The 15,307-nt window shown below is 39.4% G+C and carries 9 protein-coding genes; 7 read left to right on the forward strand and 2 right to left on the reverse strand.

Going from position 1 to position 15,307, the window contains the following annotated elements; genetic code table 11:
* Positions 1 to 5 precede the first annotated feature (5 nt).
* Genes essC through essA form a run of 3 tightly spaced genes read left to right on the forward strand, consistent with a single transcriptional unit; the run spans position 6 to position 8,165 of the window.
* Complete coding sequence (essC, locus tag ACFX40_RS23150; RefSeq protein ID WP_377256463.1) at positions 6 to 4,484, forward strand: type VII secretion protein EssC; 4,479 nt, start codon at positions 6 to 8, stop codon at positions 4,482 to 4,484.
* Positions 4,481 to 7,690 (forward strand): type VII secretion protein EsaA, encoded by a 3,210-nt coding sequence (gene esaA / locus ACFX40_RS23155; RefSeq protein ID WP_377256466.1) that lies wholly within the window; start codon positions 4,481 to 4,483, stop codon positions 7,688 to 7,690. The genes essC and esaA overlap by 4 nt, the downstream gene beginning before the upstream one ends.
* Positions 7,668 to 8,165: a type VII secretion protein EssA gene (gene essA, locus ACFX40_RS23160; protein ID WP_060746112.1), complete on the forward strand. Its 498-nt coding sequence runs from the start codon at positions 7,668 to 7,670 to the stop codon at positions 8,163 to 8,165. The genes esaA and essA overlap by 23 nt, the downstream gene beginning before the upstream one ends.
* A gap of 50 nt (positions 8,166 to 8,215) precedes the next feature.
* On the opposite strand, the gene ACFX40_RS23165 is transcribed toward essA, so the two are convergent.
* Positions 8,216 to 8,692, reverse strand: a complete 477-nt coding sequence (locus ACFX40_RS23165; RefSeq protein WP_013081504.1) for a hypothetical protein — start codon at positions 8,690 to 8,692, stop codon at positions 8,216 to 8,218.
* Positions 8,693 to 8,980: 288 nt separating this feature from the next.
* Here ACFX40_RS23165 and ACFX40_RS23170 point away from each other — a divergent pair, with 288 nt between their 5' ends.
* Together ACFX40_RS23170 and ACFX40_RS23175 are read left to right on the forward strand one after the other, a co-directional pair.
* Positions 8,981 to 10,135, forward strand: a complete 1,155-nt coding sequence (locus tag ACFX40_RS23170) for an endonuclease (RefSeq protein WP_098659205.1) — start codon at positions 8,981 to 8,983, stop codon at positions 10,133 to 10,135.
* Between the two features lie 105 nt (positions 10,136 to 10,240).
* Positions 10,241 to 11,878, forward strand: a complete 1,638-nt coding sequence (locus ACFX40_RS23175; protein WP_377256469.1) for a family 14 glycosylhydrolase — start codon at positions 10,241 to 10,243, stop codon at positions 11,876 to 11,878.
* Between the two features lie 49 nt (positions 11,879 to 11,927).
* Here the strand turns inward: ACFX40_RS23175 and msrA are convergent, their stop codons facing one another.
* Entirely contained in the window at positions 11,928 to 12,443 is a 516-nt protein-coding gene (msrA, locus tag ACFX40_RS23180; protein ID WP_060746116.1) for a peptide-methionine (S)-S-oxide reductase MsrA, read from the reverse strand.
* Between the two features lie 368 nt (positions 12,444 to 12,811).
* On the opposite strand from msrA, the gene ACFX40_RS23185 reads away from it, so the two are divergent.
* A complete protein-coding gene (locus ACFX40_RS23185; protein WP_263034638.1) occupies positions 12,812 to 14,149 on the forward strand; it encodes an ATP-binding protein in 1,338 nt (445 codons plus the stop codon).
* Between the two features lie 163 nt (positions 14,150 to 14,312).
* On the forward strand, positions 14,313 to 15,209 hold the full coding sequence (locus ACFX40_RS23190; protein ID WP_028410148.1) for a hypothetical protein: 897 nt from the start codon (positions 14,313 to 14,315) through the stop codon (positions 15,207 to 15,209).
* Positions 15,210 to 15,307 lie beyond the last annotated feature (98 nt).

The raw sequence follows: 15,307 nt of genomic DNA on the forward strand, positions 1-15,307 counted from the left end.
GTTGTATGAATATGCTTTGGGTAGTTAGTGGGCAAACGTATCAGCAGCTGCCTGTAGATTTTAAAACCTTTCGCCAAGCAACGGTAGGAAACACTCAGCATCACACTTTTACGTTTTCCTATCCGTTTGAGAAAGGGCAAATGACGCTGTCATCTGAAAAGAACGGCCGGCTCTTGATTTCCTACGGAGAAGAAAGGATAGCAGAGCTATCTGTTTCTGAGTCATTTGTATGGCGAGAACAAGGACATGTTTTAACCTTTGTCCTTACAGAGACGGCTGTTAAAGAAGCTGTCTATTATATTGATTACGGATCAGAAGTCTCGTTTTCCACAAGTGATGAAGCAGCTGATGTGTATCAGCAGAAAGAAAAGTGTGTAATAGAGCCAAAAGAAGGATTTTACTTATCAAAGATAAACGGGAAGTGGAAGGTCTTTTATAACCAAGAACCGCTTTATCTTAACGGACACCGACTAGAAGAGAATACGAACCTTCAGCCTGGAGATCTTATTTTATGGTCTTCTATGACGATTCAATTGATCGAAAAAGATTTGCTGAAGATTCAAAGCTGCTATGATTATGCATCTAAGCTTCCAGCTACGGCACAGCCTATTTCTGAAATGAAAAAGAAGTACCCGGTTTATAGACGGACACCGCGCATGATATATGATTTGCCTAATGATAAGGTGAGCTTGTCCTTTCCGTCGCAAGACAATGATGAAAATAACCGAAGCTTATGGCTTACTATTTTACCGCCATTAGTCATGCTTTTAGTCATGGGTACGGTCTCGATTATTCAGCCTAGGGGAATTTTTATTATTATATCTGTCATGATGTTTACGACCACGCTGATTGTATCTACCGTTCAATACTTCAAAGATAAAAAACAGCGCAAGAAGCGGCAGGAGCGTCGTCGTCGAATTTATACAAAGTATTTAGAGAACAAGCGCGAGGAATTACAAGAACTAGTATCAGTTCAACGAGATGTATTATCTTATCATTTTCCGACGTTTGAACGAATGAAATATTTAACAGAACAGATTTCTGATCGAATTTGGGAACGAACTGTAGAAAGCAGTGATTTTTTACAGGTGCGCCTTGGAACAGGAACAGTTCCGGGAAGCTACCAAATTTCTTTGAATAGCGGAGATATGGCTAATCGAGAAATTGATGATTTGCTTGAGCAGTCTCAGCACATGGAAAAGGTCTATCGAGAAGTGAAAAATGCCCCTGTTACCGCTCATTTAGGTTTAGGCTCTATCGGTCTGGTAGGAAAGATGAAAACGGTGAAGAATGAACTGCATCAGCTTGTAGGACAGCTGGCATTTTCCCACAGTTATCATGACGTAAGATTCGTATTCATTTTTGATGAAGAAGAATATAAAGAGTGGGAATGGATGAAATGGCTTCCTCATTTTCAGCTTCCGCATTCTTTTGCGAAAGGTTTCATCTATAATGAACAAACGAGAGATCAGCTTTTATCTTCTATTTATGAAATGCTGAGAGAACGCGATTTGGATGAAGCAAAAGGAGAAGGGGTTTTCTTGCCTCACTTTGTTTTTATTATTACGAATCAGCAGTTAATTGCAGATCACGTTATCTTAGAGTATTTAGAAGGGTATCACCCTCACCTTGGGTTTTCTGCGATATTTGCGGCAGAGACAAAGGAAAGCTTAACGGAGCATGTTCATACACTCGTCCGTTATATTAACGAATCCGAGGGGGATATATTAATTCAAAAGCAAAAGGCTGTGAATATTCCATTTCAGCTTGATAAACACACGCTTGATTATAATGAAAGATTTGCAAGGATGCTGCGGACATTGGATCACCAAGTTGGCATGACCAACTCAATTCCAAATAGCGTTTCATTCTTAGAATTATTTAAAGCAAGAGAAATTGGTGAGTTGGATATCATGCAAAGGTGGCAAAGCAATGAATCAGCTAAGTCGCTAGCAGTTCCTATTGGGTTAAAAGGAAAAGAAGATATTGTTGAACTAAATCTTCATGAAAAGGCTCACGGCCCTCATGGATTACTTGCAGGTACGACGGGGTCAGGGAAAAGTGAATTCTTACAAACGTACATTCTTTCGCTAGCAGTGAATTTCCATCCCCATGAAGTCGCGTTTTTATTGATTGACTATAAGGGCGGAGGAATGGCTCAGCCGTTTAAAAACATGCCTCATCTGCTTGGAACCATTACAAATATTGAAGGAAGTAAGAATTTTAGTACAAGAGCCTTAGCTTCAATTAAAAGTGAATTAAAGCGACGCCAGCGCTTGTTTGATAGATATGAAGTCAATCACATTAATGACTATACAGATTTATATAAGCAAGGTATGGCAGAAGAACCTCTGCCTCATTTATTCTTAATCTCGGATGAGTTTGCCGAGTTAAAAAGTGAAGAACCAGAGTTCATTCGGGAATTAGTGAGCGCGGCGCGCATTGGACGTAGTCTAGGAGTTCATTTAATTTTAGCCACGCAAAAGCCAGGCGGTGTTATTGACGATCAAATATGGAGTAATGCGCGCTTTAAAGTAGCTTTAAAAGTCCAAGATGCCGCTGACAGTAAAGAAATCTTAAAAAATGCAGACGCTGCTTCTATTACGGTGACGGGTCGAGGCTATCTGCAGGTTGGAAATAATGAAGTGTATGAACTGTTTCAGTCAGCTTGGAGCGGCGCGCCGTACATGGAAGATACGTATGGGGCTGAAGATGAAGTCGCCATTGTCACAGATCTCGGGTTGATTCCTTTATCTGATGTATCTACTCAGCAGACGTCATCTAAACAAGCGGAAGCAGAAATTGATGTTGTGGTGCAAAAAATTGAAAAAACGCAGCAGGAACTAGCTATCAAAAAATTAAATAGTCCATGGCTGCCGCCTCTTAAAGAGAGATTGCTTCGCAGTGAGTACACAGAGAAGCGAGACGGCGTATTCCCAATTGGCTTGATTGATGAACCGGAAAAGCAAAGTCAAACGGTATACAACTATCAGCTGATGGACGATGGAAACATTGGTATATTTGGTTCGTCAGGATACGGTAAATCGTTTACAGTCATGATGTTGCTTTTTAGTCTAGCTGAAAGACAAAGCCCGGAGCAGCTTCATTATTACATTTTTGACTTTGGAAACGGCACGCTGCTGCCGCTTCGTCAGCTGCCTCATACGGCGGATTATTTCTTAATGGATCAAATGCGTAAAATTGAAAAATTTATGACGATTATCAAACAAGAAATCGCAAGGCGAAAGCAGTTATTTCAACAGCAGGAAGTTAGCAATATCAAAATGTATAATGCTCTAAGTTCAGAAGAGCTTCCTCTAATTTTTATCACGATTGATAATTTTGATCTTGTCAAAGAAGAAATGCAAGATCTAGAAATGCAGTTCACACAGCTCGTGCGTGACGGCCAGTCTTTAGGAATTTATATGATCTTTACCGCGACGCGCGTGAATTCTATTCGTCAGTCGCTTATGAATAACTTGAAAACGAAGGTTGTTCATTATTTAATGGATCATTCAGAAGCGTATTCTATTTTAGGACGTACGCCGTATGCGCTAGAGTCTATTCCAGGCCGGGCTATTATCAAAACGGATCAGCCTTATTTTGCGCAGCTGTTTTTACCTGCGGAAGGAAAAGATGATTTTGAAATTTTTGATACAGTTAAGCTGCACATTCAACGATTAAAGAATCAATATGCTGATGCTATTGTTCCGGAGCCTGTACCAATGCTGTCATCGAAACTTGTGCTTGCCGAGTTTATGACGGACAGAAGGGTTATTCGAGAAAAAGGAGTCATTCCTCTTGGGTTAGATGAAGAGTTTGTTCGACCGGTGCATATGAACTTTACGAAAAATAAGCATTGCATCGTCATGGGGCAGACGCAAAAAGGAAAAACAAATGTAGTGAAGGTCATACTGCAAACAGCGCTTGAACAAGGCGTGAAGCAAATCGGATTATTTGATTCGGTTGATCGCGGTTTATCAAGCTATACAGCTGAAGATGAAGTTGTTTACATGGAAACAAAAGAACAGATTATCGACTGGCTTGATTTAACTGAAGAACGGTTGCAGCGACGTGAAAATAAGTATTTGGAAGCAGTGCAGGAAGGAACGGTACACAGTCTTTCATTTGCTCCGATCATGCTTGTAGTAGACGGATTTGTACGATTCCAGCAAAATTTAGACAGCGTCCTGCAGGATCGTATTACAAAATTGATGAAAAATTATAGTCACCTGGGCTTTAACTTGATTGTTGCAGGGAACAACAATGAGTTTTCAAAAGGATTTGACGCGTTAACAACAGAAGTGAAGCAAATTAGCCAAGCTGTGCTGCTGATGAAGAAAACAGAGCAAAGCTTATTTACACTTCCTTATGACCGAAAAGAAGCCGACGTTAATCCTGGCTTCGGTTATTATATTAAAAGTGGAAAAGAAACAAGAATTCAAATCCCGCTATGTGTAAGTGAAAGGAAGATCTTAACATGACCGAACAGCGTAAGTATACACTTAAAGTCATATTAGCTGTTGTTTTAATTTTGGCTCTTCCTTCTTTCTTTTTCCAGTATATTGGAGACAATCCGCTACAAGTCACAGAAAACTCAACAAGAACGATTGCGGTGGTTAACGAAGATAATGGAGTAAAAGAAAATAGTGAAAAAGCGATAGAGTTTGGAGAAAAAGTGACTCCTCTTTTACAGGAGGGGTCGGATTATCAATGGACCGTGCTTGGACGAAGCGCAGCTACAAGCGGTTTACAGAATGGAAAATATGATGCGGTTATCTATATTCCCTCGACTTTCTCACAAAATATTTTATCGTATCAGGAAAAAAAGCCAGAAAAAGCTACTTTGGAATACAAAGTTCAAAGTCAGCTTAACGCAGTTAATAAGGAAAAAGTAGTAGGGGAATTAGAAGATGCTACTACAAAGGTTAATAATGAAATGTCCTCTTTGTACTGGAGTTATGTATCACAGGAAGTGGATAAAGTACGCGGACAGTTCGATAAAATTCTAAATAAAGAAATCGCCTTTCAAAAAACAATGGTCGCTTTTTATAAACCGAATTCAAAAGATTTAGCAGGTGAATTAAATGATCAAAAGAAAATTCTTCAGCAAATCCAAGATAATGTAAATAAAGCAGAAAAAGGTTCGAGTGACAGACAAGGCGACGTAGAACAGGTTGAAAAGAATTTAAACAGCTTTATTGAATATGTAAATCAATATCAAACATATCAAGAAACACAGAAACAAATGCTTGAAAAAACGCAGGCTCAAAGCGTCACTGCGATTCAAGAAGGGCTTTCTTCCCTTGAATCTAATCAGCCAAGCTCTAAGCAAAATTTTAATGAGCAGGCCAATCAAGTGTTTAGTGGCTTATCTTCCATTCAACAGCAGTTGGATCAAAATCAAAAAGCCGTTGGAGAACTTGGAGACCAACAAGCGGATAACATCAGTGAACAAGAAAAAGCTCTGCAAGATTTGAACGGCCAAATAGTCAGTTCCTATAAACAGCAGTCTGAGCAAACAACCCTAAATCAAATTGAAAGTAAGCTAAAGCCGCTTCGTGCGCAGCTAGAGACAGCTTCATCAAATGATAGTGGCGGAGGCTCAACGGATCCAGGGGAAAGTGATGGAACTCAGCCAGACCCTACTCAAGGCGGAGAGACGCCAATGGACCCTGGGGAAGGTGACGGCACTCAGCCAGATCCGAATCAAGGTGGAGAGACGCCGACGGATCCTGGAGAAGATGATGGAACTCAGCCAGATGCTGGTCAAGGCGAAGGAACGTCAGAACCAATTAAAGTGGATTTATCTCAGCAAACAGCAAAGCTTGATGATATATCAAAAGGTCTTGAAGACTTAGAACAGCAGCTCCAAGGAATGGTGAACGAAACACCTGAAGCACCTGAAGCACCTGAAGCACCTGAAGCACCTGAGACATCTGAGGGAACGGAAACGCCTGAAACGCCTGAAACGCCTGAAACACCGGACACACCGGATGCATCAGGTACATCCAATGCTGTGAAAAGTGCGCTTGAAAAAGTGGCTAATCTGAAAATACAGGTACAAGCAGTCAAAGATGAGCTGCAAAATGTAACAGTTCAGCCGGAAGCTTCAGGAGAAAATACGGATGCGCTGAAGCAGAAAATTGCCAGTTTGGAAGCAGACGTTAAGTCTTTGACAGCACAGAAAAACAAAGCAGAGAAAGACTTAGAAGAAGCGACCAAGTCGTCCAGCAGTCAAATTGCTAAGCTTCAAGAAGAAAATGAACGATTAAAAAAAGAGAATGAAAAGTTGAAAGAAGACGGCAAAAAGCCTTCTAAAGGTAGTGTGAATGTAGACAATCTCATTACGATGATTACAAACAAAGAAGATAAAATTTTATCTTCTCCAAACCTTTCAGCTTCTCGCAAGGAAAAGTTGAGCAATACATTCTCAGGTAAGATTCAAAGCAGCAGTGCAGAAGATCTGCTAAAGTACTACGGTGATTTATCGCAGTATGATTTGACTTTAGCTCAGGTAGGAAATACAGACATACAGAACAGCGTCCTTAACAATGACTCTATTAAAGGAAGTTTGCAGCAGGCGTTAGCTGGCACCGTCTCTTCTCAAGATGCACGTAAGCAAATCCAACAAAACCTGTCTCTAACAAAAGAAGAGTTAGCACAGTTCCAAAGTTCAGTGCAAGATTTTGCTGATCAATATGGACAAACAGTTGATGCTGAACAAGCATCTATTATGGAAGAGCTATCAGCTATTCAAGAAAAAGCAAATGCAATGAATCAAGAGCTTCAATCTAGCGCAGGTGAAGATCAAGCATTAGAAAAGAAAGAAGCTCCGGACGTAACGGGCTTAATGACGCTGCAACAAAGCATGGGTCAAGAGTTGAAGGGAATGAACGAACTCATTTCATCTTTAGGTGAAAGACAAGCAAATGTTGTCACATACACAGATGAATTGCAGAAGCGTGTAAATGAAGTCCAGGATAAAGCTGACACGCTTAACAGCAAGTGGGCCCAAAACGTGGATTCAACGAAGTTGGTTCGCGGCCAGGTATACCGTTTGTTAAATAATACATTAGTAGATGGACAGAATAATGATTACGTTTATCATTATTTAGCCAATCCTCTTCAAGTAAGCGGTGAAGTGCCGGCTGAAAAAGTAAAAGAGGTTCCACCAGTTGTCATTTTGGTTATTATCTTAATCAGCAGCTTACTAATTGGCTATTTCAGTCAATACTACCGACATGCACCTATGCTTGTGAAAGGTACGCTGTTTGGGTTATTGAATTTGATTGTAGGGTTAATGGTAAGTATCTTTAGCCTTAATATTTATTCGTTATCGGGAGACCGGGCAATGGAATGGTCAATCTTTACGATTGTCTTATTACTTGCTACATCTACACTCGTACGTATTGCTTTCTTATTAGGGAGCTTCGCTGGATGGGTGACGACAGTAGGGTTGATTTTATTTTATATTACCCCACTTCTTAACTTATCTATGCCAAACTTTAATTACGAAGATCCAGTGTCTAAAGTATATATGTCAATTCAATATGATACGCAGTCGCTGTTTGGACAGGCGCTTATTGTATTACTGGGAATGACTGCCGTTTTAAGTGTTCTGCCATCTATTATTCGTGCTTTAAAGACGACTAAAGAGGTTGAAAATGATGAAACCTATAGTGCTTAATAAGAAGATTGGAAGTATTGTTCTTATTTTTTCACTTCTTTGTTTCCCTATAGCAGCAGCGGCTGAAGATGATGACGGAAACGTTGAAGAGATTAAACCAAATGTATATAAGGATGATCCGATTAACTTGGACCCCGAATCTTTGCTGGAAAATAAAAAAGAAGTAGGAAATATTCCGGAGGAAATAAAGGATCTTACATTTGAAAAAGAGGAAGATGCAGAGAAAGAGAGCTTAAAAGAAAGTCTTTTTGCGAACGCATCAGCTGAAGATAATACGATTTCTGCGAAAGCAAAAGAATATAACTTGTTTTCTTCTAAAAACACTTCCTACAAGAAAGATCGAACAGAACAAACTGCCTCTGAAAAGTCATCAGACCTACAATGGTTTTATTTATTATTGATTGGTGTGGGGGTTGTTGTATTATTTGCGGTTTTAATACCGCGCATTAGCCCTCAGCCTTCTGTGAAAAAATGAAAAAACCTCGCTGTTAATCAACAGCGAGGTTTTTGCGTATAGACGTAAATTTACAGGCGGCGGAAGCCTTCTTCAAACAAATAATCTTCGGCTTCTTCGTAAGATAGAAATGCTGCCTCTAAATTCAAGCCAGAATAAACATTCCACAGATCATCTTCATGAACAAGTAAAAGCGTTGCATTGTCTGGACCGTTCCAGCGCTGTTCATTTCCATTCCCTACAATAGCTTCTTCTCTAGCTGTATCAGGAAGGGTTGACAAAGATTCAATAGAAGCTTCAATAATTGAGCGAAGCTCTTCTTCTGTATAATCACGGATATTTACAAGACCTTTGTCATTTGTTTCATATCCTTTTAAAAACCCTCCATATACAAATCCATTTCCGTTAGGATGCAGATGATGCACAACAACCGTTTTATCGTACACGCTTTCTTCATAATGAAAATTCACGCGTCCTAAAGATACATCTTTTCGATGCAGCTCTGGAAACGATGAAATAATAGCTAATTTTTCGTCAAAACTAAGCATACACAATCCTCATTTCTATTTAAATCATTTCATTTTCTGAAATGGTATAAGCTCTTTTACGATTCGGTTGATTATACCATATATAAAGAAAGACACATAATGCTTTTTCCAATGTGGACTTTTAAAAATATAACCCTTCGCATAAAGTGGCCGTCACTGTAAAGAAGAATACATCTTTTTCACTATAAAACTTAACAAAAAAGAGGCAGGGAATTCACAGTGAAAAAATAATATAAAGAGGTGGAAGAAAACTAGTTTTCAAACCTATCATATAGGAGGAATAAAAAAGTGAAATTATACGATCTGTGTAAAAAAACATGGGCACTATCCCTGCTTGTTTTTGTTCTTTTAGTGAGCTTAACTCCTGTTAGTCAAGCAGCCGCATTTTTATCTGTTGCACAAGCTCTTGAGAATCAAAACAATAGTGTACAAACGGTTAAAGGATATGTAGTAGGTCAACCTACAGGCACATCTACAGTTATTACGAGCAATTACCCAAACGATTATGCACTTGCACTTGCTGATAGTGCAAATGAAACCAATACAGACAAGATGGTGTACGTTCAAATTCCTTCAAATTTGCGAAGTACATTTGGACTTCAAAGTCACTCGGAGTTAAAAGGGAAAAATCTTACTGTTACGGGCACACTCACTCCTTATTTTTCACACCCAGGAATAAAATCAGTTACTTCTATCAGTACAGAAACAGGAGGAACTGATCCGGCTCCAGATCCCACAGAGCCAACTGTTCCAGTAGAAGACTATTATCGTACTGCAGCTGGAAAAACAGGAAATACCTTAAAGACAGAGCTTCATAACATTATTGATCATCATACAGAACTGTCGTATTCAGCCGTATGGGAAGCTTTAAAGAAAACGGATGAAGATCCAGCTAACGTAAATAACGTTATTTTGCTCTACACGGGGCGTTCACAGGCTAAGAGTACAAATGGAGGCGGAGTGGACGATTGGAATCGTGAGCACGTCTGGGCAAAGTCTCACGGGGATTTTGGAACAGCTATGGGACCTGGAACAGATCTTCATCACTTACGTCCAACCGACGTGTCTGTAAACAGTACGAGAGGAAACTTAGATTTTGATAACGGAGGGACGGAACATAGCGAAGCACTCGGAAATTATTTTGACAGTGATTCATGGGAACCTCGAGATGAAGTAAAAGGCGACGTGGCTCGTATGTTGTTTTATATGGCCGTGCGCTATGAAGGCGATGTAAGTGATGAGCCTGACTTAGAACTTAATAACACAGTAAATAATGGCACTGCTCCTTATCACGGGAAATTATCTGTGCTTCTTCAATGGAACGCCCAAGATCCAGTAGATGATCGAGAACGACGTAGAAATGACATTATTTATTCAGATTATCAGCATAACCGCAACCCGTTTATTGACCATCCTGAATGGGTGAATGAGATTTGGAACTAATGAAGGAGGCGTCCTGGCAGGGCGTCTTTTTTTTATAAAAGAAAAAGGAAAAAACTAAAATCCGCCGAATACCTATAGGTGATTTTGAAAAAATGGAGGGAAGATATGAAACAGCTATGTAAAAAAGGATTGGCTTTCGTTTTGATATTCATTTTTGTTAACGCTTTCATTTTAAGTCCAATTAACGGAGTGGCTGCCGTAGATGGAAATTCAATGAATCCAGGTTACAAAACCTATTTAATGGCGCCTTTAAAAAAGGTAACAGACTATACGACATGGGAAGCGTTTGAGAACGATTTACGCAAAGCGAAACAAAATGGATTTTATGCAGTGACAGTAGACTTCTGGTGGGGAGATATGGAGAAAAACGGCGATCAGCAGTTTGATTTTTCCTATGCGCAGCGCTTTGCTCAAGCTGCTCGTAATGCAGGTATAAAGATCGTTCCTATTATTTCTACTCATCAGTGCGGAGGCAATGTAGGAGATGATTGTAACGTTCCGCTTCCATCTTGGGTATGGAACTTAAAAAGCGATGATAGCCTTTACTTTAAATCTGAAACGGGAACGATAAATAAAGAAACGCTAAGCCCGCTTGCAACAGACGTTATTTCTAAGCAATACGGTGAGCTCTACACGGCATTTGCGCAAGCGTTAGCACCTTATAAAGAAGTGATTGCTAAAATCTATTTATCAGGAGGCCCTGCAGGTGAAATTCGTTATCCGTCTTATACAGCAGCAGACGGAACCGGCTATCCGTCTAGAGGGAAATTTCAAGTGTATACGAACTTTGCCAAAAGCAAGTTTCAATCATATGCTTTGACTAAATACGGTTCACTCGCGGGCATTAATCAAGCATGGGGAACCAATTTAACGTCTGCATCGCAAATTTTACCGCCGTCAGATGGCTATCAGTTCTTAAAAGATGGTTATTCAACAGCTTATGGAAAAGATTTCTTAGCATGGTATCAAGGAGCTTTGGAAGATCACACAAAACGTATTGGACAGTTAGCTCATCAGGCTTTTGATTCCACCTTTAACGTACCAATCGGTGCAAAAGTGGCGGGAATTCATTGGCAGTATAACAATCCCACGATTCCTCATGCTACAGAAAAACCTGCTGGATATAATGATTACAATGCGCTTTTAGATGCGTTTAAAACAGCTAAATTAGATATAACGTTTACGTGCTTAGAAATGACGGACAGCGGAAGTTATCCAGAATATTCTATGCCAAAGACACTTGTACGCCAGGTAGCAGGTATTGCGAATGCAAAAGGAGTTGTTTTAAACGGGGAAAATGCTTTAACTATAGGCAGTGAAGATCAATATAAAAAAGCAGCTGAAATGGCCTTTAACTATAATTTTGCAGGATTTACGTTGCTTCGTTTCTACGATGTTATTAACAATGATACGCTGATGGGGCAATTTAAAAATACGTTGGGCGTTACACCTGTTGCGCAAACGGTTGTAGTAAAAAATGCGCCAACCGCATTAGGAGAAACGGTTTATATTGTTGGAGACAGAGCTGAGCTAGGTCAGTGGGATACGTCCATGTATCCAATTAAATTAACATATAATTCATCTACAGCTGATTGGAGAGGCACCGTCTATTTTCCTGCGAGTCAAAATGTTCAATTTAAAGCAATTGTGAAGAGAGCTGATGGATCGTTAAAAGCATGGCAGCCTTCGCAGCAATATTGGAGCGTACCTTCAACAACAATGACGTATACAGATAATTGGTAAAACAAAGCCGCATAGCACGTGCTATGCGGCTTTATTTTGAACACAAGAATTATTTCCAGTTCTCTTGAATAAATTCATCTCGACCGGACTTAGCACGGTCTTCTTTATAATGCTTTGGATTTTTCTTGTGGAAATCTTGGTGATACTCTTCGGCTTCATAAAACGTAGAGGCAGGAAGAATGCTTGTTACGATTGGTTTTTTAAAACGTCCGCTTTCTGCGACCTCTAGCTTCGTCTCTTCAGCTGCTTGTTTTTGGCTGTCGTTATGGTAAAAAATTGCTGTTCGATACTGCGAGCCGCGATCTTGAAATTGACCTCCGTCATCTGTTGGATCAATTTGCGGCCAATAAAGATCTAATAAACGTTTATACGGAAACACTTCGGGGTCAAATGTGATTTGAACCACTTCGTAGTAACCGCTTGTTCCAGATTTTACTTGCTCATAAGTAGGGTTATCCACAGTTCCCCCCATATATCCTGATACAATGCCGTGAATACCTTCTAGCTCTTCAAAAGGTGTAACCATACACCAGAAACATCCACCTGCAAATGTAGCTTTTTCCATACGTAATCCCTCACTTAATCCGTTGTTATGAAGGGTATTATAACAAATTTATATTGAAACAGCTAGAAAAGGGTTTGTAGTCTGTGTAAAAGCTGTGGATAAAGATAAATATCCACAGCTTTTACACAATAAACTCGACTGTTTTGAAGATTGAAAAATGAAGGAGAGAATAAAGAAAAAATGATAGAATAGATAAGATGTATATATCGATTTAGAAGAAATTGCACAGCAGAAGTACAATCTACGGACTGGACTTTGGTGTACTGGTGGCATCTAGATAAATAAAGTTAGTACGTTAGTAACAAGAGGTACGAAACAGCATATTCGCGCTGTTAAATAAATATACAAAGATAATAGGAGAGTTGAATATGTTACAAGATAATCTCATCCTAGAGCACTATGGATTAAACGAATTAAATTTTGATACGATCAAAAGCTACCGGGATCGGTTTGCTGAAGTAAAACCAGCTCATCCTTGGAATGCACTTGAAACAAAGGAGTTTTTATACAAAGTAGGAGCTTGGGGAAAGGTTAGAGATACCCATAAAGAGGGAGTCACACTCGCAGGCCTGCTTTTATTCAGTGAAGAACGGATTATCACAGAAGTTTTACCACAATACTTTTTAGAATACCGGGAAAGTAAAGGGAACGAAGAATGGACAGAGCGCTTTACCTCTCAAGACGGGACGTGGTCAGGAAATATTTTTGATTTTTATTTTCATATTCATGAAATTGTTCGTAATAGCGAACCTCAGCCGTCAATCGCTTCCTCTTTAACAGAAGTTTTGATTAATATGCTTATTCATGCAGATTATAATGGCGAGGGCGGCGTTATTTTAGAAAAGCAACCTTCTCATTACGTTTTTTCTAATCCAGGTCTTTTGTTAGTACCTACAGATTCAGTTTTTAGCAATACCGTTAGTCAGCTTCGAAACCCAAATATCGTTAAGCTATTTAGTTTACTAGGTCTATGTGAACGTTCGGGCTCTGGTTTGAAAAAAGTAAAGCAAAATTGGAGCCTGCATCATTATAAAACGCCGGCTATTGATCAAGATGTTTCTATGCATCGTACAGTGGTCATGTTATCTATGTCCACTCAAGAAAGACAGGTAAGTTCTTCTGAAAAAGACACTTATAATACGTCTATAGATGATTCGGGAAATAATTTTAAAGATGTCGAAAAATATCAAAATACACCTGAAAACGATGTCGAAAAAGACTCCTATAATAAAAACGAGTACTCCTATAATAAAGAATTAATAGAGGAGTTAAAGTCATACAATAACGATGTTAACTCCTTTAACAAGGAAGATAACTACTATAATAACGAGAGTGACTTATACAATAACGATGTTAACTCCTATAATAATAATCATAACTCCTATAATAATGAACAAGGAGAGAATTCTTCTAATTTGGTAAATGTAGAGAATATTGATACGAAGCTATGGGGTATTGCAGCGCTGGCTCGTGAAAAAAAACGGCTTTCGCCGAATCAGATGGAACATATTATTCTTGAGTTATGTAAAGAAAAACCGCTCATGCTTAAAGAGTTTGCTTATTTACTAGAAAGAACGCCGGATGGAGTACGTAATAATTATTTAACAAAGCTATTACGAAAAGGACAATTACAGTTGAAATATCCAAATCAGCCAAACCATCCAAAACAGGCATATTTATTTAATAAGAAAGATATAGAGAAATAAATCAAGCAACCGATAGAACGTATAGAGATTAAGCTGCAAAAAATTGATAAGGAGGAGTTTGCTAAAAGCTACAGATTTAAGGGGGAAATTCACCATAAAGTTGTGCCAAGCTGTCAGACTCTCTTTATATGAGTTCTGGCTCGTATAAAGGAGGAAAAAGAGTGTGAAAAGCAAGTGCGTTCTTATTTTTCTGGTGGTTGTATGGCTGTGTAATATGGGGAAAGGAATAGGATGTGGATCAAAGGTGAATGCAGAGATGAATATACCGCTGTCGACGTGGGTGTGGGATACAAAGAAATGGATGCTGAACCAAGAAGCTATCCTCGAAAAGCTTCAAGAAAAAAAGGTGACAAACGTTTATTTGCAAATTGATACTCATCTTTTACCTTACCTATATAGGCACTTTATTCAACAAGCACAAGCCAAGGGCATAAATGTTTACGCACTTAACGGCGCTCCTTATTGGATAGGGTCTTCTGGTATAGAAGAGCAGGAAGCATTTTTTAATTGGATAACAGCTTACCAAGCAGAAGCAGACGAGCAACAGCAATTTTCAGGGGTTCATTTGGATGTAGAGCCTTATTTGTATAAAAGTTGGGAAAATAATCGCGCGAAAAGTATTCTGCAGTATCAATATGTTATTTCTCAAGCCGCTGTACAGTCTCATGAGTTACACTTGCCGCTTGCTGTAGATATACCGTTTTGGTTTGACGAAGTTCCATTCAAAAATAGCAACGGTTCCGGTTCGCTTGGGCGGTGGGTTATTCAGTACGCTGATGAAGTCACAATTATGGCGTACCGAAACCACGCGGATAAAGAAAACGGCATTGCTGAAATAACAGAAAATGAACGCAAGTGGGGACGTGTACTATCCACGCCGATTGAAATAGGGATAGAAACGATGGCTTCAGATGAAGGAGAGTACATTTCTTTTTCTGCTAAAGGAGAAGAAAAGATGATGCAAGAGCTGGGTATGTTGCTTACGGAGTGTCAAGCTGAAAATCCTCCAAGCAGTATAGCTGTTCATCATTTTGATAGCTGGCTACAGATGAAGCCATGACAATGAAAAGACCGCTGCATCGCTGCAGCGGCCTTTTTGGGTTTAGGGAGTATAGATACAATATAGCCATTTTATTAAAGGACTATACATAAAAAAAG

Source organism: Priestia sp. YIM B13552 (genome assembly GCF_042787775.1).
GTDB classification, from domain to species: Bacteria; Bacillota; Bacilli; order Bacillales; family Bacillaceae_H; genus Priestia; species Priestia megaterium_E.

Bases quoted from the DNA above. Each gene is read 5' to 3' on its own strand.
- msrA (WP_060746116.1), bottom strand. From the start codon at position 12,443: ATGGAAAAAGCTACATTTGCAGGTGGATGTTTCTGGTGTATGGTTACA.
- essA (WP_060746112.1), top strand. From the start codon at position 7,668: ATGATGAAACCTATAGTGCTTAATAAGAAGATTGGAAGTATTGTTCTT.
- essC (WP_377256463.1), top strand. From the start codon at position 6: ATGAATATGCTTTGGGTAGTTAGTGGGCAAACGTATCAGCAGCTGCCT.
- ACFX40_RS23185 (WP_263034638.1), top strand. From the start codon at position 12,812: ATGTTACAAGATAATCTCATCCTAGAGCACTATGGATTAAACGAATTA.
- ACFX40_RS23165 (WP_013081504.1), bottom strand. From the start codon at position 8,692: ATGCTTAGTTTTGACGAAAAATTAGCTATTATTTCATCGTTTCCAGAG.
- ACFX40_RS23175 (WP_377256469.1), top strand. From the start codon at position 10,241: ATGAAACAGCTATGTAAAAAAGGATTGGCTTTCGTTTTGATATTCATT.
- esaA (WP_377256466.1), top strand. From the start codon at position 4,481: ATGACCGAACAGCGTAAGTATACACTTAAAGTCATATTAGCTGTTGTT.